We start from the raw sequence: 18192 nt of genomic DNA, 5'->3' as shown, positions 1-18192 counted from the left end.
TTAACTCCTATTATTGATACTGTTCTGGCATTTGTTTATGCCAAGCCGTTGCTTGCTGATATTGGTGACCGATATTTAGCAATTTTGCTTCGCTAAAATATGGCCCAACAATGTGCAATCCAACTGGGCGATTATTTACAAAACCTGCAGGAACTGACAGGCCTGGTAAACCAGCTAAATTAACAGGAATAGTATATAAATCAGAAAGATACATACTTACTGGGTCATCTGATTTTTCGCCAATATTAAAGGCAGCACTGGGTGCGACTGGCCCCATAATGACATCACATGACTCAAACGCTTTGGTAAAGTCATCACGCACCATACGGCGTAATTTTTGTGCTTTTAAGTAATAAGCATCGTAAAAACCGGCTGATAAAGCATAAGCGCCTACCATAATACGGCGCTTAACCTCTGCGCCAAAACCTTCATAACGTGAACGTTTGTATAGGTCTTCTAAATCTTTAGGGTTTTCGCAACGGTGACCAAAACGCACACCATCAAAACGAGATAAGTTAGAAGAGGCTTCTGCTGGTGCTAGTACATAATAAGAAGGCACGGCCAAATCTTTATTTGGTAAATGCACTTCTACAATTTCAGCGCCCATCTTTTCAATTTCGGCAATGGCGTTAAGAATAATAATTTCTACGTCCGGATCTAAACCTTCTTCAAAGTATTCGGCTGGTACACCTATTTTTAAGCCTTTTAAAGACTGACCTAACTCTGCGGCGTAATCTGGTGTTTCACGTTCTAAGCTAGTTGAATCACGCTCATCAAACCCTGCCATGGCGTTTAGCATCCACGCGGCATCTTCTGCCGAACGAGTCATTGGCCCTGCTTGGTCAAAACTTGAAGCATAAGCCACAATACCAAAACGTGATACGGCACCGTAAGTTGGTTTAATACCGGTAATACCGCAAAAAGAGGCTGGCTGACGAATTGAACCACCAGTATCAGTACCCGTTGCTAATGGCGCTAAACCCGCAGCAATGACCGCAGCCGCACCACCTGATGAACCACCAGGTACTGCGTTTAAATCCCAAGGGTTTTTAGTTGGGCCGTAGTAACTGCTCTCTGAAGTAGACCCCATGGCAAATTCGTCCATATTGGTTTTACCTAAAATAGGCATACCTACTTTTTTTAGCTGACTCACAACATGCGCATCGTAAGGGGCAATAAAGTTGTCTAACATTTTAGAACTACAAGAGGTTTTAATACCGTCAGTACAAAAAATGTCTTTGTGGGCAATCGGAATTCCCGTAAGAAAGTCACCCTCACCTGCAGTCAGTTTTTTATCGGCCTCTTCAGCCATTGCAATCGCAAGTTCTGGGGTTACCGTAACAAAGGCATTAATATCCGCATCGTATTTAGCAATGCGGTCTAAGTAGTGTTGAGTTAACTGCACACTGGTAATTTCACCGGCGTGTAATTTCTCGCTCATCTGTTTAATTGTTAATTTATGCATTTTTGTGTTCTTCTCACTCAATCACTTGTGGCACTAGATACAAACCATTTTCAGTTGCTGGTGCAACCGATTGTAGTTTTTCACGCTGATTTTTTTCAGTCACTACATCAGGGCGTAAACGCTGAACCTGATCTAAGGGATGCGCCATTGGCAATACATCATCAGTATTAGCGGCTTGCATTTGTGAGAATAAATCTAAAATATTAGATAATTTAGCGGCAACATCATCAACTTCATTTTCTTTGACTTCAATAGCGGCTAAACGAGAAATGTATTCGACTTCAGTTTTTCCTAAAGACACACTTTACTCCTAATCGGATGCGGGATACGGTTGGCTACCCGTTTTGGTTGTTTTGATAACGTTTTGTACCGATGTTTTGTAATTGAGATCTTTTTTTACTACAAAAGCAAAAAAGCTCTCCATTGATCGGCATAAAAGGTCTATAACGGAACCCAAACCAGTAGAAAAATTTTGACCGTATAAAATACCATATTTACGGGTTTTTCTAAAGACTATTTACATTTTTTAGTGTGTATTTGTTGTTTTAAACACCAAAAAATCACTAAACATTCACGCGAAAACCATTGAGAACATTTTATCTTAAACATTGAGAAAGAATGGATTACCCCTTTGTCTTATCTGAGTTGATAATTAAAAGAAAATTAGTCTTCTAAGCGCCCTTAGAATAAGTTAAAATGCCAGGATTATTTTTAAGTCTAATTTTAAGGACCGCACTCAATGTTTCGCAAATTCATGGGACTATTCTCAAACGACCTCTCTATTGATTTAGGTACAGCAAATACGCTGATCTATGTACGTGGTAAAGGCATGGTACTTAACGAGCCATCCGTGGTTTCAATTCGCACAAATAAACGTGGAAGCAACAGCCGATCAATTGTAGCGGTTGGTGAGAGCGCTAAATTAATGTTAGGTAAAGAAAACCAAGATATTCAAACGGTTCGTCCAATGAAAGATGGCGTAATTGCCGATTTTGAAGTCACTGAAAAAATGCTACAAACTTTCATTAAAAAAGTACATGAAGCTAAGTTTTTTCAACCTAGCCCTCGTGTTTTAGTTTGCGTACCATGCGGCTCTACTCAAGTTGAACGACGTGCCATTCGTGAATCTGCCGCAGGTGCAGGTGCCCGTGAAGTCTACTTAATTGAAGAACCAATGGCAGCCGCTATTGGTGCTGGCATGCCGGTTTCTGAACCAACCGGTTCTATGGTTGTTGATATTGGTGGTGGTACAACGGAAGTTGCTACACTTTCGTTAAACGGTATTGTGTGGTCTGATTCAGTTAAAGTGGGTGGTGACCGTTTTGATGATGCCATTATTAAATATGTTCGTCGTAACTACGGCATGATTATTGGCGAAACTACCGCTGAAAAAATTAAAAAAACCATTGGTACGGCTTACCACGATGTAAATCCTGACACAATGGAAGTGCATGGTTCTAATATTGCAGAAGCGGTTCCTCGCCGTTTTACATTAAACAGCAATGAAGTATTAGAAGCTTTACAAGAACCTCTTTCAGCGATTGTGAGTGCGGTAAGAACGGCTTTAGAAAATACGCCACCTGAACTTGGGGCGGATATAGCTGAACATGGCATTGTATTAACGGGTGGTGGTGCTCTTCTTCGCAACCTAAGTACGCTTCTTTCTGAAGAGACTGGAATCCCTGTTATTATTGCTGATGACCCTTTAACTTGTGTAGCACGTGGTGGTGGCCGAGCTTTAGAGCTTATGGATGAAAAAGGAATTGATCTTTTCTCTTTTGAGTAAAAGATACTTTAATTTAACCTTTATTCGCTTAGGAGAACAACAATCAATCTAAACAGCTCATCCTCACAACAAGAAGGAATGCAATTTATTATTGCATTCATTCTTGCCATTGGGCTGATGGCCGCCGATCACTATGGTCAAATTTTAGACAATGTGCGTAATGTTCTTCTAACAACCTTAAGTCCCGTTGAAAGTGTTGCCACTTTTCCTAAACATGTTTATAAATTGGTTACCACCGATTTCAGCTCGATTAATTCACTTGAAATAGAAAACCAACAACTTAAAACTGAAGTGCTTTTGCTAAAGGCTAAGCAACAGCAACTCACAAACTTACAGCTACAAGTTGAACGTTTAGAATCTCTTTTAGGTACAACGGGTAAAATCACCAATCAAACAGTACAAATTGCTACCGTAACATTTTACAGTAGCAACCCTCTATCCCAATTTCTTACGCTAAATAAAGGCAGTTTAGATAACGTAAAAAAACATCAAACCGTTATTGATTCTCAAGGTATTGTGGGGCAAATTATTCAAACCACACCAAATACTTCGCGCGTATTATTAATTACTGATCCTGACCACCAAATCCCAGTAAGAATACAACGAACAGGACAGCGTGGAATCTTAAATGGAACTGGTCATGATAATGTTCAACTCAGTTTTATTCCCGTAAATAGCGAGGTTAGATCGGGTGATATTATTGAAAGTTCTGGGTTGGGTGGCGTTTTTCCTTCTGGATACCCTGTTGCAAAGGTAACCCAAATAGCTATGCAAGGTGATAAACCTTATCTAAATATTAGCGCTACTCCCATTGCTAGATTGAATCAGTCTCACAAAGTACTCATCATCTCGCAACAAGAAGATGAAGATTGGACCAATAATTTTGACTTGGATTTCAACTTAAAAACGAAAGACCAATCAATCAAACCAGGAGCTACCCCATGACGGATAAATTTGTCAATGTTCGCTCTAAACAAGCACGCTGGTTAATTCTGTTTTCTTTCGTTTTTGCTCTTATTATTGACAGCATGACTCTGCTTAATAGCACCTTACAATTTATTCCGCCAATCAGTCTAATTGCCATTCTGTATTGGAGCAGCCATTACTTAGATAAAACGTATTTTGTATCTGCTTTTATTTTGGGTATTTTGGCAGATGCTTTATACCAAACTACCTTAGGTGCTCACGCTCTTTTATTCTGTTTTATTCTGTTTATGATGATTCGTAATCGCTTAAAATTTAGAAGTTATCCTATTTGGCAACAAGCTTTTATTATTGGTATTTATCTTATGATTTACCAAGTTTTAAGCTATATTTTCTTTCATCCTGTTTTAACAGATGGCGTATTTGTTCCTTATTGGAGCATGCCGGCCGCTGCTATTCTTATTTGGCCTTTTGCGTCAATTACCCTGAATAAAATTACACAAAGCATTAGCTAAAGATGCAGGCCTGGTAAAAGCGATGAAAGAAACTCTAAACTTTAACAGTGACGCTGAGACCCACCAGAAGAAACGTTTATACCGTTTTAGACTGTACTTTGCCTATGGTTTTGTACTGTTATTATTTGCTTTTTTAATTGCCCGAATGGCGCAATTACAATGGTTTGATTACGACCGTTATCACGGACTAGCCGAAGGTAATCGAATTTCTGTTGAAACATTACCTCCTACACGTGGCAAAATTTACGACCGTAACCATATTTTATTAGCCGATAACCAGCCAGTTTATGCTTTAACAATGATTCGTGAAAACATGGATGACGTTCATGCTTTTGAATTGGCATTAATGAAACTACTCGACAACGTTAAACCCGAAAAAATTGAGGCCTATTTCAAAAAATTTGTAAAAAGAAACCGCTCTAAGTCTTATACCTTGCCATTTACTGTTAGCGAAGAACAAGCCGCTCGCTTTTCTGTTATTAGCTACAAATATCCAGGAGTCACTTTAACAGCCCGTTTAAAACGCGTTTATCCGTTTAAAAGTACGGGAGTACATGCCATAGGATATGTAGGCCGAATCAATATCAAAGAATTAAAAGGTCTTAACGAAAAAGAGTACTTAGGTACAAATATCATTGGTAAATCTGGCATAGAAAAATACTATGAAAGTGATTTGCATGGTTCGCCAGGTATTCAACAAATAGAAACCAATGCGCGTGGTCGAATTTTACGTAAATTAGAAACAATCCCTGCTATACCGGGTAAAGATCTACACCTTACTTTAGATATTAAACTGCAACAATATGCCGAATCTTTATTAAAAGGTAAACGTGGGGCTATGATTGCGCTTGACCCACAAAATGGTGAAGTTTTAGCGTTTGCCAGCATGCCAACCTTTGACCCTAACTTGTTTGTTGACGGTATAGATCAAAAAAATTATAGCCGTTTACTCAATGACCCTGATCGCCCTTTTATTAACCGAGCGATTAATGGACAATACCCTCCTGGCTCAACCATTAAACCTTTTGTTGCATTAGGTGCAATAGAGAATAACTATATATCGCCAACCAAAAAGATTTTTGATCCGGGTTATTTTGAGTTTGCCGGACACCGCTACCGTGACTGGAAACGTTGGGGTCATGGATTAGTTGATATGAACGCCGCCATTGCACAATCGTGCGATACTTATTTTTATGAACTTAGTTTAAAAATGGGTGTAGACAATATTCATGATGCCTTAGCACCATTTGGTTTTGGTTCTAAAACCAATATAGATATTAATGGAGAATCTACGGGTATTTTACCTTCACAAGCCTGGAAGCAAAAAACCAAAGGTAAGCCTTGGTACCGTGGAGAAACCATTATTTCTGCTATTGGGCAAGGTTATAACCTGGCAACGCCACTGCAATTAGCAAAAGCCACTGCAATACTGGCAAACCGTGGAAAAATCATTCAACCGCATTTGCTTAGAAATGACTTGAAAGATTCATCTTCGGAACAAATTCAAATTAATAAAATCTCAAACTGGGAAGCCGTAATCCAGGGAATGAAAGACGTTATGCATGGAGCAAGAGGGACAGCACGTAAAGAAGGTAAAGGCTTGCCATTTAAAATGGCGGGTAAAACCGGTACCGCCCAAGTATTTAGCTTAAACCAAGGTAAATACAATGCATCTGAATTAGCCAAACGATTACATGACCATTCATTATTTATTGGTTTTGCTCCGGTAGATAAGCCACAAATTGCCGTGGCTATTATTGTTGAAAATGGAGGAAGTGGTGCAGCACCATTAGCCGTAGACCTTATTAAAAGATACCTAAAAGATAAGCTTCCAAAAGAAGACGATGATTCCGATAATAAAAATAAGTCCGCTTCAAAATGAAATTAGAAAATACGCAACCACAACAAGTTTATCGTCGTAATAAAGGGCTATTAGAAGCACTGCACATTGATGGCTGGTTACTGCTGGGGATTTTACTTCTATTATCTGCAAGTATTGCCGTGGTTTACAGCGCTTCTGGCGGAAATGAAGATGTAATAATACGTCACATTATACGCATTGGATTTGCCTTGGGCTTAATGGTTATTTTTGCCCAAATCCCCCCCAATGTTATTTATATATTCACGCCTTGGCTATTTTTATTGGGCATACTCATGTTAATAGCGGTTATTCTTGTTGGTGATATCGGAAAAGGTGCACAACGTTGGTTAGACTTAGGAGTTGCTAAATTTCAACCCTCTGAACTTATGAAACTGGTTCTGCCGATTACCGTTGCTTGGTTATTTGCACACAGTCAATTTCCACCAAGCTATAAACGCTTATTACTCGGCATTATAACCATAGGTTTTACGGCTAGTTTGATTGTGGTACAGCCTGATCTTGGAACCTCTTTGTTAATTGCTATGAGCGGATTATTTGTTTTATTTTTTGCCGGCCTACCTTGGAAAATAATTCTTGCTGCCATTACCGCTGTCGTTGCTAGTGCCCCTGTTGCGTGGCATTTTATGCACACTTATCAAAAACAACGTGTTTTAACTTTTTTAAACCCTGAATCAGATCCTTTGGGAAGTGGTTACCATATTATTCAATCTAAAATTGCTATTGGTTCTGGCGGTATTCATGGTAAAGGTTTTTTAGGAAGTACCCAGGCTCACTTAGACTTTTTACCCGAAAGTACCACCGACTTTATTTTCTCTGTACTCTCAGAAGAATTTGGTTTAATTGGTGTCATTGCACTACTTTCTTTATATGCTTTTGTTATTGCACGTGGTTTATACATAGCATCGCAAGCACAAGACAACTTTACCCGTTTAATGGCGGCCAGCTTAACCATGACATTATTTGTGTATATTTTTGTAAATATCGGAATGGTAAGCGGACTGTTACCCGTTGTGGGTTTACCACTGCCATTAGTCAGTTATGGAGGCAGTTCTTTAGTGACTCTAATGATTAGTTTTGGCATATTAATGTCAATTCACACCCATAAACGTTTACTAATCGACTAAAGACCTCTATCTCATTTATAGATTTACCAGGCCTGGTATACCCTTTGGCCTTTTCTGCAGTGCGCGCGCAGAGTAAACCTATAAATGCGTTGGTAAACCATTCTTCTCAATAAAAATCTTTTAAATAGAAATCGCCAGAGACGTAAATTATAAGCATAAGACTTTTATCTTAGTTTGATTCTGCTTTTACTCATATATGACACAGTCATGCTTTCTCCCTAGTTCATAATGGATTTTAAGCCTTTTTGCCATTTAGATTTTACATAAAATATGTTAGATTAGGCGTCTTGAAAATAATTTACATATTCTTGTACATCATACCAACCACCAGGGAATCTAGACTCAGCCATGCTTACTCTAAAACAGACATTAACGCTTTTAATATTAAGCTTTTTTAGCCTATTCAACGTTGCTTATGCAGACAATCTGCCTACACCAACAGCCCCTACACCACACGTTATTCCGTCTGCGCCTAATATCGCTGCTAAAGCGTATCTTGTTCTTGATTTCAACAGTGGAGCCACTTTAGCCGAAAAAGATTCTCATGGTCGAATTGAGCCTGCAAGCTTAACTAAGATTATGACAGGGTTTGTTGTAATCAATGAACTTGCTAATGGCAATATTCACCTTGATGACATGGTAACCATAAGCAAAAAAGCCTGGCAAATGCCGGGTTCTAAAATGTTTATCGAAGTGGGTAAAAAAGTTTCTGTAAAAGACTTAATTAAAGGCATGGTTATTCAATCAGGTAATGATGCCAGTGTTGCACTAGCAGAACATATTGCTGGAAGTGAAGAGGTTTTTGCTGAACTTATGAATAAATACGCCAAAAGCTTAGGTATGGTGCATACTCATTTTGTAAACGCTACTGGTCTTCCTAACCCTGATCATTACAGTACGGCTTATGATTTAGCTTTACTAACAAAGGCATTAATTTCAAAATTCCCAGAAGAGTACAAGTGGTACTCACAAAAGAAATTTACTTTTAATGGTATTACCCAATACAACCGCAATAAACTACTTTGGCAAGACCAAACGGTTGATGGTTTAAAAACAGGTCATACTGAAAGCGCAGGCTACTGCTTAGTTTCTTCAGCCAAGCGCGAAGCAGATCGCTTAATTACAGTCGTTTTAGGCACAACTAGCTCTAAAATGCGTGTTCAAGAAAGTCAAAAATTACTTAATTATGGTTTCCGTTTCTTTGAAACACACAAACTTTACTCTGCAAACCAACGTTTAAACGATGTTAAAGTTTGGGAAGGAAATCGTGATTTAATTGGTGTAGGACTAGCCAAAGATTTATATATCACTATCCCACGTGGTCAATATAAAAACATTAAAATTCAAAGTACGGTTAACCCTGAAATCAAAGCCCCAATTAAAGCAGGAGCTCCTTTAGGCACTTTGCATATTACCTTAGGCGATGAAACGATTGCAGATGAACCTTTATTAGCTTTAGATGACGTTGAGGAAGGTTCTTTCTTTAAAAAATTATTAGACCAAGGTAAACTATTCTTTAACTCTCTAATTAGCTAATACTCCCTAATTTACAACCAGGCCGAATTATCCAATTACGTTTTAATTCGTTTAAACTGTTTAAGCCATGTCCATATTATTGGGCATGGCTTTGTCATTGCAGGAATCAAAAATGACCGACATTCTAAATCAACAAATCGCCTACTTAAACGGCCAATTTCTTCCCATTACAGAATCACAAGTTTCTACCCAAGATCGTGGTTTTTTATTTGGTGACGGCGTGTATGAAGTGATCCCCGTTTACAATCAAAAACTATTTCGTTTTAAAGAACATCTACAACGTTTTAAAAACAGCTTGCAATCCATCAATATTGTTAATCCATTAACAGATGATGAATGGCTACAAATGCTAAATACCTTAATTTCAAAACACAACTGGAAAGATCAGTTTGTTTATATTCAGGTAACCCGTGGTGTACAAATGCAGCGTGACCACACCCCTGCTGCGAATTTAACGCCTACCGTGTATGCTTACACCAATCCTCTTAAACCTGTGCCAGCAACCACACTTGAAAATGGTATTAAAATTATTACATTAGAAGATATTAGATGGTTACGTTGTGATATAAAAGCCATTACACTTTTACCCAACGTTATGATGAAAATGGCCGTAAAAGCACAAGGTGTTGATGACGCTATTTTAATCACTAAAAAAGGATTAGTTTCAGAAGGTACTGCGAGTAATGCTTTTATTGTTAAAGACGGTATACTCATTACCCCACCAAACAGCAATAAAATATTACCTGGCATTACACGCATGGTCATTGAATCCATCGCTTCTGAACACAATATGCCACTCATTGAACGAGATATCACCGAAGAAGAGTTAAATAATGCTGATGAAATTTGGTTATCCAGTTCTACCAAAGAAGCTTTACCTGTTACCCAAATGAATAATCAGCTTATAGGTAACGGAAAGCCAGGACCTGTATGGTTAAAAATGCGTGAGCACTATCAAGAACATAAACAACAATTTTTACAATCACAACAGTTAACTGATTAAACTTCATGTAACATTCAATTAACCACTGCGGAAACACAAGTGGTTAAAAAAGCATGAGCAAATAATGGACTCGTCCCTTACAAGACCGATACATCAAGGTTAATACATGACAAAAGATTTACACACCCCCGATAATGAATCGCTCATTGAATTTCCGTGCGATTTTAAACTTAAAGCCATGGGTAAAAACACAGATACATTTGTGGATGTGGTATTTGAGATTGCCTGTAAATATGCACCAAATACACCACGCGATAATATAAAAATCACCCCCTCAAAAGGAGATAAATTTGTTTCTGTCAATGTCACCATTTATGCGACTTGTTTAGAGCAAATTCATGGTATTTATGGCGATTTAAAAAAACATCCTGAAGTATTGATGTCGCTTTAAAAAGACGTTTAATTCATTTACATGACAATACTTATTAAGCAACTGGGTATACAACCATACGAGCAAACTTGGCAAGCGATGCAAGCATTTACTGATGCCCGTAATGAAACCTCTGCCGATGAACTATGGATAGTAGAACATCCAGCTGTTTTTACTCAAGGGCTAAACGGAAAGGCTGAACATATCTTACAAAGTTCAGATATACCTATTGTGCAAACAGATCGCGGTGGGCAAATTACTTATCATGCACCAGGGCAACTTATTGTTTATGTTTTAATTGATCTAAAACGTGCCAAACTAGGTGTTAGAGCTTTAGTCAGTAAAATTGAAAACAGCATTATTGAATACCTTGCCTCTTTTGATATTCAATCTCAAGCAAGAGCCGATGCACCAGGTGTGTATGTTAACGGTCAAAAAATTGCCTCTCTAGGCCTTAAAATTCGTAAACAAAAAAGTTATCACGGTTTAGCTCTCAATGTAAATATGGACTTAAGCCCCTTTCAACAAGTAAATCCATGTGGTCTTCAAGGTATGAAAATGACTCAACTTGCCCATTTATTACCACTTAAAGACACCCCAAACATTCAAGAAGCCGGATTGCAATTGTGTGATATTTTAAGCACACATATTCAAACCCCAATCGACTAGATTCGATTGCTAAAACGTCAGATTGCATAATCCTTTATAATACGTCTTACTCAAATTTAAGCGCGCGAGCAAACAGTATGTCTAACCCTCCACAAATTCAAGAAATTGGCCTAAATGATATTGGTAATCTTTCGAGCTTAAAAGCCAAAAATGATGCCATGCCTAAAGGGCAATACAAAACAAAATCTTTAAAGCACCGCCCTGACCCAACGGCTGAACGATTAAAGAAACCACGTTGGATCAAAGCGCAGTTACCTAAAGCCAAAGACATGCACCGTGTAAAAGAGCTTAAAAATATTATGCGGGAAAAGGGCCTACACTCAGTTTGCGAAGAAGCCTCTTGCCCAAACCTTGGTGAATGCTTTGGTCACGGTACCGCTACCTTTATGATTATGGGCGATATTTGTACCCGTAAATGCCCATTTTGTGATGTCACTCACGGCCGTCCAAAAGCACTAGACACCAATGAACCTAAACACCTAGCCGAAACCGTTAAAGCTATGAATTTAAAATATGTGGTCATTACTTCAGTGGATCGTGACGATTTACGAGACGGTGGTGCGCAACACTTCACTAACGTAGTGACTGAATTACGTTCTAGCCTGCCTAGCTTACGTATTGAAACCTTAGTGCCTGATTTTAGAGGGCGTTTAAGTGTTGCTCTAGAAACCCTGTCAGAATCTGCACCCGATGTACTTAATCACAACCTAGAAACCGTACCTCGTTTATACGAAGAAGCGCGTCCAGGAGCTGATTACCAGGCCTCTTTAGATTTATTAAAACGTTTTAAATCTATGAATCCAAACGTGGTCACTAAATCAGGTTTAATGGTCGGTTTAGGTGAAACGATGGACGAACTATTGCAAGTTATGCGTGATTTAAGAGCGCATAATGTTGAAATGTTAACGGTGGGCCAATATTTACAACCAAGTGAATACCACATCGCCATAAAAAAATATTGGACACCTGAAGAGTTTAAAGAAGTTGAAATAGCTGGCTATGAGATGGGCTTTACCAATGTGGCATCAGGGCCTATGGTTCGCTCGTCTTACCATGCCGATATGCAAGCCAAAGAACTTGCCCACTAATCAATAAATAAACAAATCAACATAATAATTAAGAGAATACGAATAGATGAATGCTGTACAACGTTTTTTATTTAAAGAATTAAACATTCGTGGCCAACATATTCAGTTACAAGAGAGCTGGCAGGCCATGATAAAAGACCGCCACTACCCTCAATCTATTATAAAATTATTAGGTGAATTAACTGCGGTTTCTATTTTGCTTGCTAATGGTATGAAACATAAAGGCCGAATTACCATGCAAATTCAAGGTTCAGGGCCTATCACTTTATTAGTGGTTGACGTCACTCACGATCTTAAAATTCGTGGTGTTGCCAAAACCAATAAAGACATTACTACCGAAAGCACTCTTGATGAATTACTGGGCGATGGTCAAATCTTAATGACCTTAGAAAATACCCAAACAGAACATCACTTTCAATCCTATGTAGAGCGTCAAGGTGATTCGGTTGCTCAAGCGTTTGAAAGCTATTTGAGTCAATCAGAGCAATTGCCGTCAAAATTATGGCTTGCAGCAGATGAAAATGCATTGGGTGGGGTGCTTATTCAAAAAATGCCCGAGACCGATGGCCACGATGAAGATGGTTGGGAACGCATTATGCACATTGCCACCACTGTACAAGAACAAGAATTAACTGAGCTACCCGCTCAAGAATTGTTACACCGACTTTTTCATGAAGAGGTAATAGAACTTTTTAACGCTGACAACGTTGAATATGAATGCCCGCAAGACAAAGAACGTGTTACTAATATGCTACTCTCTTTAGGCGAAGACGAAGTACGTAAAGTACTAAAAGAACAAGGCGAAATTGTTATTCACAATGAAATGTGTAACTACCACTTACGTTTTAATAAAGAAGATATTGACGAACTGTTTGCCAATAAAAACCCTGAAACCATACAATAATAATGGGGTTTTATTGGCATACCGCCATATTCAGTTAAAGATAAGTAACCATAATTTATTTCGCTTTATTTACTCATGTAAAATTCACTTTTAGGAGTTTCAATGAAACCTATACAAAGCGTTAAAAAAAGTCTTTTCATTTTAATCACAACATTCTGGTCAATGACCGTCTTTGCCAACCAAGATAAAACACAAATCATTGTCAGTGACGTCGGTTTTGAGACACCAGAATCTGTTGAATATTATGTGGATAAAGACCTCTATTTAGTCACCAATATTAATGGTAGTCCGTTCAATAAAGCAGACAATGGTTTTATCTCTAAACTGAGCCCTGATGGAAAAGTCATAGATCTAAAATGGATTGATGGTGCAAATAAAAATGTCACCCTAGATGCCCCTAAAGGCATGACGATTATCGGAAATAAACTACTGGTTGCCGATATTACTCAAATACGAGTGTTTGAACTGCCAAGCGGCAAGCAGCTTCCATCTATAGATGTAAAGGGCAGTAGTTTTTTAAATGGCATTACAGCCGGTAATGGTGATTTTGTCTATGTTACGGATTCGGGTATGAAGCCTGGATTTAAACCTGCAGGTAGTGAGGCTATTTTTAAAGTATGGACAAATGGTAAAATTGAAACTATTTTAAAAGCTAAAGAAATGGGTAGCCCAAATGGCATTCTTTACGATAACGGAAATGTTTACGTGGTTTTCTTTAATGTCCCTAAATTGATTAAAATTAATGATAAAGGCCATGTCACTGAAATGCCAAAACCCTTCTCAGCAAGACTTGACGGCCTAGTTAAGTTAAAAGATGGTAGTCTCGCTATGTCTAGCTAGGAAAGCTACTCTATTGAAACCTATAAAGATGGTGAGTACGAAACCATTGCTGAAGACTTAAATGCACCAGCAGATATGGATGTAGATACAAAACGTAATCGTTTGTTAATACCGCTTTTTAATGCCAATAAAGTTGTTATTTTGCCACTCTAGGTTAATAGCAATAATCTTTAGAATAACTTACGCCTTAACCAAGGCGTAAGTCTCAACAATCTGTATTCAACACTTCTTGTAAATCTTCAACGGCTGGGGCAAAAAAGTATGAACCGCTTATGGCTTTTGAATAATTAAGCAGTTGGTCAATCATGCCGTCTTCGGTTAGACCGTACATACTTTCTAATTGACTGCTAAAACGTTTAAGCTCGCAAGCAAAGGCTAAAAACATTAAGCCATTTTCTTGTACTGTTCCGTATGGAGCAGAACGGCGGTAGATTTTCATGGCAACGCCGTCTACTTTTAAATCGGTTCGACTTACGTGTGAATCAGCAGGCATAGCATCACCTTCTAACTCCTCGTTTTCAATTTTAGTTCTACCCACAATCGCTTCTTGGCAATGTACAGGAACGCCGTTCCATTTATCCATATCATGCAACCATTTTTCACTTAATACCAAACTCCCACCCTCGCCAGGTTGACCTTTAGGTATAACCGCCGCATCAATTTTTAATTCATCGGTTTTTGGATTGGCTGTACCGTCTTCAAAACCAATTAAATCTTGTTTATGATGATAATCAAACCCTTGCTGTTCTAAAACTAAATCTGCGACTGATTTCATACTATGATGAATTTTCATGGCTTGATCAAACACATCACCCATATTTAGGCCTTGTAACCAAAAGAAAATATCGGCCTGTGTACTTGGTGCAACATGGCCTTGCTTGCCATTTATGGTTGTAAAGTCTTCTAAGGTAGCGGGTGACCAATTAGGCTGTAATATTTGCCAGACACGCTTACCAAAACTCACAACTAGGGCTACCTCTTCTGGGTTATTGTCTTTCATTGCCATTTTTATCGCTTGCTTTAGCAATGTAATATCGTCAGTAGCCATGTTATATTCTAAAAAGTGCATGTGACGTTCTGTTTCGTGAAAAATACCTGCTTGCGGTGTTTTATGACTCATCTTTATTTATCTCAGTTTAATCATGATTAATCTTCAATTTTTCGGGTAAATAACCAATCCGTTTCAGAGGATAGTTCGGCATTAAATTGATAGCCATCTGTATCAAAATATTTTAAATCCTCAGCATTTTCAACTTGGTTATCAGCGGCATAACGCGCCATTAAACCTCGGGCTTTTTTTGCGTAAAAACTAATAATTTTATATTGACCGTTTTTCCAATCTTTAAAAATCGGTGTAATAATTCTGCCATTAAGCTCTTTCTTTTTTACCGCTTTAAAATATTCATTAGACGCTAAATTCACCAAGGTCTTGCTCCCTTGTTCTGCCATAATTTTATTTAACTGTTCGGTAATTTGGCTACCCCAAAATGCGTATAAATCTTTACCTTTTTGATTGGCAAACTTTGTTCCCATCTCTAAACGGTACGGCAACATATCATCACACGGTTTTAATAAACCGTATAGCCCCGATAAAATGGCTAAATGATTTTGAAGGTAATCAATGCCTTTTTCATCTAAAGAATAAGCATCTAAGCCTTGGTAAACATCCCCTTTAAATAACCACGCCGCTTGTTTAGCTTTATCTGCGGGAAAAGGCATCTTCCATTCTTGATAGCGCTCATAATTTAATTCAGACAGTTTTTCACTAATGTGCATCATTTGTCCAATTTCAACTGGGCCAACACCTTTTAGCTCATCCATTAACTCCGCTGCTTGTTTTAACAATGCGCCTTGTGTATGCAATGTAGTTTGCACAGGTGTCTTTTCATCTAAAGCTTTTGCGGGTGATACAACCATTAACATGTGTCTATCCTTTTGTGTCTGTACGAATAAAACTGATTATAAACGATGCAAACCCAACTCTGGTTTGTAATGATTCATTATGATGATAGTTTTTTACGTTTAAGCGTTTTCTAATGCGTTAGATTTTTTACTGGAATGCCATACAATGCCAAGCAACCATTCATAAACTTAAAGTTTACTTTTCTATTTATAGGATAAAAACATGTCTCCAGATGTATTAACCAAAGTTGTTTTGCCATTATCACTTTTCTTAATTATGTTTGGCATGGGCTTATCTTTAAAACTTGCTGATTTTAAAAACGTTGCTAAATCACCCAAAGCGGTCGCCATTGGCTTATTAGGGCAAATCATATTACTGCCTATTGTTGCCTTTATTATTGCCATTACTCTAAAACTACCTCCAGAAATTGCCGTTGGATTAATGATTATTGCCTTAGCCCCAGGTGGGGCAACATCCAATATGTTTACCTACTTATCAAAAGGTGACACCTCTTTATCCATTAGCTTAACAGCGGTTGTAAGTATCATTACGCCATTTACCTTACCTATCATAGCGGCATTAAGTATGGGTTATTTTATGGGCAGTAGTGCCGAATTCAGTCTGCCTATTATTAAAACCATTATTCAATTATTAGTCATTACCTTAGTTCCAGTGGCTTTAGGAATGTTTGTGTTTTCTCGCTGGCCCAATGCTTCACTTAAAATAGAGAAATTTTTAAAATGGTTTTCTATTTTATTTTTAATGCTCATCATTATGTTAATTGTGCTTAAAAACAAAGACAATGTTTTAGACTTTTTTGCTCAAGCAGGCTTTGCGACTTTACTGTTAAATGCACTGGTTCTCATAATGGGTTATCAATTAGCTAAGATGGCTAACCTCAGTCAACCACAAGCGGTTTCTATTGGCTTTGAAGTGGGAATTCAGAATGGAACTTTGGCTTTATTGGTAGCAGGTACACTGATTGGCAACGATGTTATGATGATTCCAGCTGTAACCTATTCATTAATTATGTTTCTAAGTGGTGCTGCATTTGGCTGGTGGGTAAAAAAACAAAATCTTAACAATAAGATTAGTGATTAAATTCAAACAGTTAAAATTTTAAAAGCCAATTTGAGAATTGGTTTTTTTATTTTTATATTGTCATTTTAATTTCACTTTAATTCTTTATAAATCTGTATATAATGATTTTTGTAAGATTTAAATGCACTATTTTTTGTTTTCCATTTCGTTCGTTAACGCTACGGTCTGATTTTCAATAAGTAACTGCTAAATCTAACAGAATGTCTGCCTGAATATTCAGGCAAGTTTTACTTATTAAAAGACCTTTGCAAAATAAATTGCACAAAGGTCCATGAAAATTTAGGATTAGATTATGTCTACTACTGGCACCGTAAAATGGTTTAACGAAACAAAAGGCTTTGGTTTTATTGCACAAGATTCAGGACCTGATGTATTTGCTCACTTCAGTCAAATTACAGGATCTGGCTTTAAGACTCTTGCAGAGGGTCAGAAAGTTAAGTTTACTGTTACTGACGGTCAAAAAGGACCTCAAGCAGAAAACATTGAAGTTATCGAAGGATAATCCTTTATACTTCATGGCATAAAAAAAGGCCTGAATGGTTTTCCATTCAGGCCTTTTGTTTTTGTGTAGACTTATTTTTATTAGTAACAATAATCAACACAACCTACCAACTGTTTAGTAAAAACAACATCCTTGTCATTTCCACTAACAGCTGATTAAACCGTTTCTGGTGTTAAGCTTACCGCTTCTAAAAAATGACGTAGCTTAGTAATTTCTTCTTTATCTGCCAATTCATGTCCGTGGTGAGGTAACCCTACAATTAATTCTTGATCTTTCATAAAGATTTTAGCTTTATTACTATTAGACAATTCAATCGTGGCACCAAAATGCTCTAAAGTATGCTGCAATTTTTTCCAATCCACGTTAGTAGCGATTGGGTGGGCAAATACTTTTTCAATAATGGCTTTATGTTTATGGCTCATGTTTTTTCCTTTTTTATATGAGTTCTTGATTTATTGAGACCTTTACTGATCTCTATTGGCTTAATTTCATTTTAAATCTCTAGCGAATAAAACCAACTGTTTTTTACTCAAAAGTTATCTCAAGTTAACCATTAACTGCCATCTTGACTTAACGCCTC

At 37.7% G+C, this 18192-nt stretch carries 19 protein-coding genes; 14 read left to right on the top strand and 5 right to left on the bottom strand.

Annotated features, from left to right (window positions below):
- Positions 1 to 10: 10 nt before the first annotated feature.
- Both gatA and gatC read right to left on the bottom strand, forming a co-directional pair.
- Positions 11 to 1465: an Asp-tRNA(Asn)/Glu-tRNA(Gln) amidotransferase subunit GatA gene (gene gatA / locus ACYQ0E_RS03670; RefSeq protein WP_460186895.1), complete on the bottom strand. Its 1455-nt coding sequence runs from the start codon at positions 1463 to 1465 to the stop codon at positions 11 to 13.
- 13 nt (positions 1466 to 1478) lie between these two features.
- Positions 1479 to 1766, bottom strand: a complete 288-nt coding sequence (gene gatC / locus ACYQ0E_RS03665) for an Asp-tRNA(Asn)/Glu-tRNA(Gln) amidotransferase subunit GatC (protein WP_460186894.1) — start codon at positions 1764 to 1766, stop codon at positions 1479 to 1481.
- A gap of 438 nt (positions 1767 to 2204) precedes the next feature.
- On the opposite strand from gatC, the gene ACYQ0E_RS03660 reads away from it, so the two are divergent.
- The 12 genes from ACYQ0E_RS03660 to ACYQ0E_RS03605 all read left to right on the top strand — a co-directional run bounded on the left by ACYQ0E_RS03660 (position 2205) and on the right by ACYQ0E_RS03605 (position 14106).
- Entirely contained in the window at positions 2205 to 3251 is a 1047-nt protein-coding gene (locus tag ACYQ0E_RS03660) for a rod shape-determining protein (protein WP_460186893.1), read from the top strand.
- Between the two features lie 78 nt (positions 3252 to 3329).
- Positions 3330 to 4196, top strand: coding sequence for a rod shape-determining protein MreC (gene mreC, locus ACYQ0E_RS03655; protein ID WP_460186892.1), 867 nt, complete (start codon positions 3330 to 3332; stop codon positions 4194 to 4196).
- The gene (mreD, locus tag ACYQ0E_RS03650; RefSeq protein WP_460186891.1) at positions 4193 to 4690 is read left to right on the top strand and encodes a rod shape-determining protein MreD; all 498 of its coding nucleotides are present in this window, start codon (positions 4193 to 4195) and stop codon (positions 4688 to 4690) included. Before mreC ends, mreD begins: the two co-directional genes overlap by 4 nt.
- A gap of 22 nt (positions 4691 to 4712) precedes the next feature.
- The gene (mrdA, locus tag ACYQ0E_RS03645; RefSeq protein ID WP_460186890.1) at positions 4713 to 6572 is read left to right on the top strand and encodes a penicillin-binding protein 2; all 1860 of its coding nucleotides are present in this window, start codon (positions 4713 to 4715) and stop codon (positions 6570 to 6572) included.
- Complete coding sequence (gene rodA, locus ACYQ0E_RS03640; protein WP_460186889.1) at positions 6569 to 7696, top strand: rod shape-determining protein RodA; 1128 nt, start codon at positions 6569 to 6571, stop codon at positions 7694 to 7696. Before mrdA ends, rodA begins: the two co-directional genes overlap by 4 nt.
- Before the next feature lie 348 nt (positions 7697 to 8044).
- Positions 8045 to 9232, top strand: coding sequence for a D-alanyl-D-alanine carboxypeptidase family protein (locus ACYQ0E_RS03635; RefSeq protein WP_460186888.1), 1188 nt, complete (start codon positions 8045 to 8047; stop codon positions 9230 to 9232).
- A 112-nt stretch (positions 9233 to 9344) separates the two neighbouring features.
- A complete protein-coding gene (locus tag ACYQ0E_RS03630; RefSeq protein WP_460186887.1) occupies positions 9345 to 10235 on the top strand; it encodes a D-amino acid aminotransferase in 891 nt (296 codons plus the stop codon).
- Positions 10236 to 10341: 106 nt separating this feature from the next.
- Positions 10342 to 10626 (top strand): YbeD family protein, encoded by a 285-nt coding sequence (locus ACYQ0E_RS03625; protein ID WP_460186886.1) that lies wholly within the window; start codon positions 10342 to 10344, stop codon positions 10624 to 10626.
- Between the two features lie 21 nt (positions 10627 to 10647).
- Positions 10648 to 11274: a lipoyl(octanoyl) transferase LipB gene (gene lipB, locus ACYQ0E_RS03620; protein ID WP_460186885.1), complete on the top strand. Its 627-nt coding sequence runs from the start codon at positions 10648 to 10650 to the stop codon at positions 11272 to 11274.
- A 77-nt stretch (positions 11275 to 11351) separates the two neighbouring features.
- Positions 11352 to 12362, top strand: coding sequence for a lipoyl synthase (lipA, locus tag ACYQ0E_RS03615; protein WP_460186884.1), 1011 nt, complete (start codon positions 11352 to 11354; stop codon positions 12360 to 12362).
- Between the two features lie 46 nt (positions 12363 to 12408).
- Positions 12409 to 13266 carry an Hsp33 family molecular chaperone HslO gene (gene hslO / locus ACYQ0E_RS03610; protein WP_460186883.1) on the top strand — a complete coding sequence of 286 codons (858 nt, stop codon included), beginning with the start codon at positions 12409 to 12411 and terminating at the stop codon, positions 13264 to 13266.
- A 102-nt stretch (positions 13267 to 13368) separates the two neighbouring features.
- Positions 13369 to 14106, top strand: a complete 738-nt coding sequence (locus tag ACYQ0E_RS03605; RefSeq protein ID WP_460186882.1) for an NHL repeat-containing protein — start codon at positions 13369 to 13371, stop codon at positions 14104 to 14106.
- A 205-nt stretch (positions 14107 to 14311) separates the two neighbouring features.
- Here ACYQ0E_RS03605 and ACYQ0E_RS03600 read toward each other — a convergent pair whose 3' ends face one another.
- Both ACYQ0E_RS03600 and yaaA read right to left on the bottom strand, forming a co-directional pair.
- Positions 14312 to 15226 (bottom strand): Dyp-type peroxidase, encoded by a 915-nt coding sequence (locus ACYQ0E_RS03600; RefSeq protein WP_460186881.1) that lies wholly within the window; start codon positions 15224 to 15226, stop codon positions 14312 to 14314.
- Positions 15227 to 15252: 26 nt separating this feature from the next.
- Positions 15253 to 16029: a peroxide stress protein YaaA gene (gene yaaA / locus ACYQ0E_RS03595; RefSeq protein ID WP_460186880.1), complete on the bottom strand. Its 777-nt coding sequence runs from the start codon at positions 16027 to 16029 to the stop codon at positions 15253 to 15255.
- Positions 16030 to 16231: 202 nt separating this feature from the next.
- Here yaaA and ACYQ0E_RS03590 point away from each other — a divergent pair, with 202 nt between their 5' ends.
- Both ACYQ0E_RS03590 and ACYQ0E_RS03585 read left to right on the top strand, forming a co-directional pair.
- Complete coding sequence (locus ACYQ0E_RS03590) at positions 16232 to 17110, top strand: bile acid:sodium symporter family protein (protein ID WP_460186879.1); 879 nt, start codon at positions 16232 to 16234, stop codon at positions 17108 to 17110.
- Positions 17111 to 17399: 289 nt separating this feature from the next.
- A complete protein-coding gene (locus ACYQ0E_RS03585; RefSeq protein WP_460188692.1) occupies positions 17400 to 17612 on the top strand; it encodes a cold-shock protein in 213 nt (70 codons plus the stop codon).
- Positions 17613 to 17767: 155 nt separating this feature from the next.
- Here ACYQ0E_RS03585 and ACYQ0E_RS03580 read toward each other — a convergent pair whose 3' ends face one another.
- The gene (locus tag ACYQ0E_RS03580; RefSeq protein ID WP_460186878.1) at positions 17768 to 18034 is read right to left on the bottom strand and encodes a hypothetical protein; all 267 of its coding nucleotides are present in this window, start codon (positions 18032 to 18034) and stop codon (positions 17768 to 17770) included.
- Positions 18035 to 18192 lie beyond the last annotated feature (158 nt).

Source organism: Thiomicrorhabdus hydrogeniphila (genome assembly GCF_054656895.1).
This window is presented reverse-complemented; position numbering and strand designations above follow the sequence as displayed.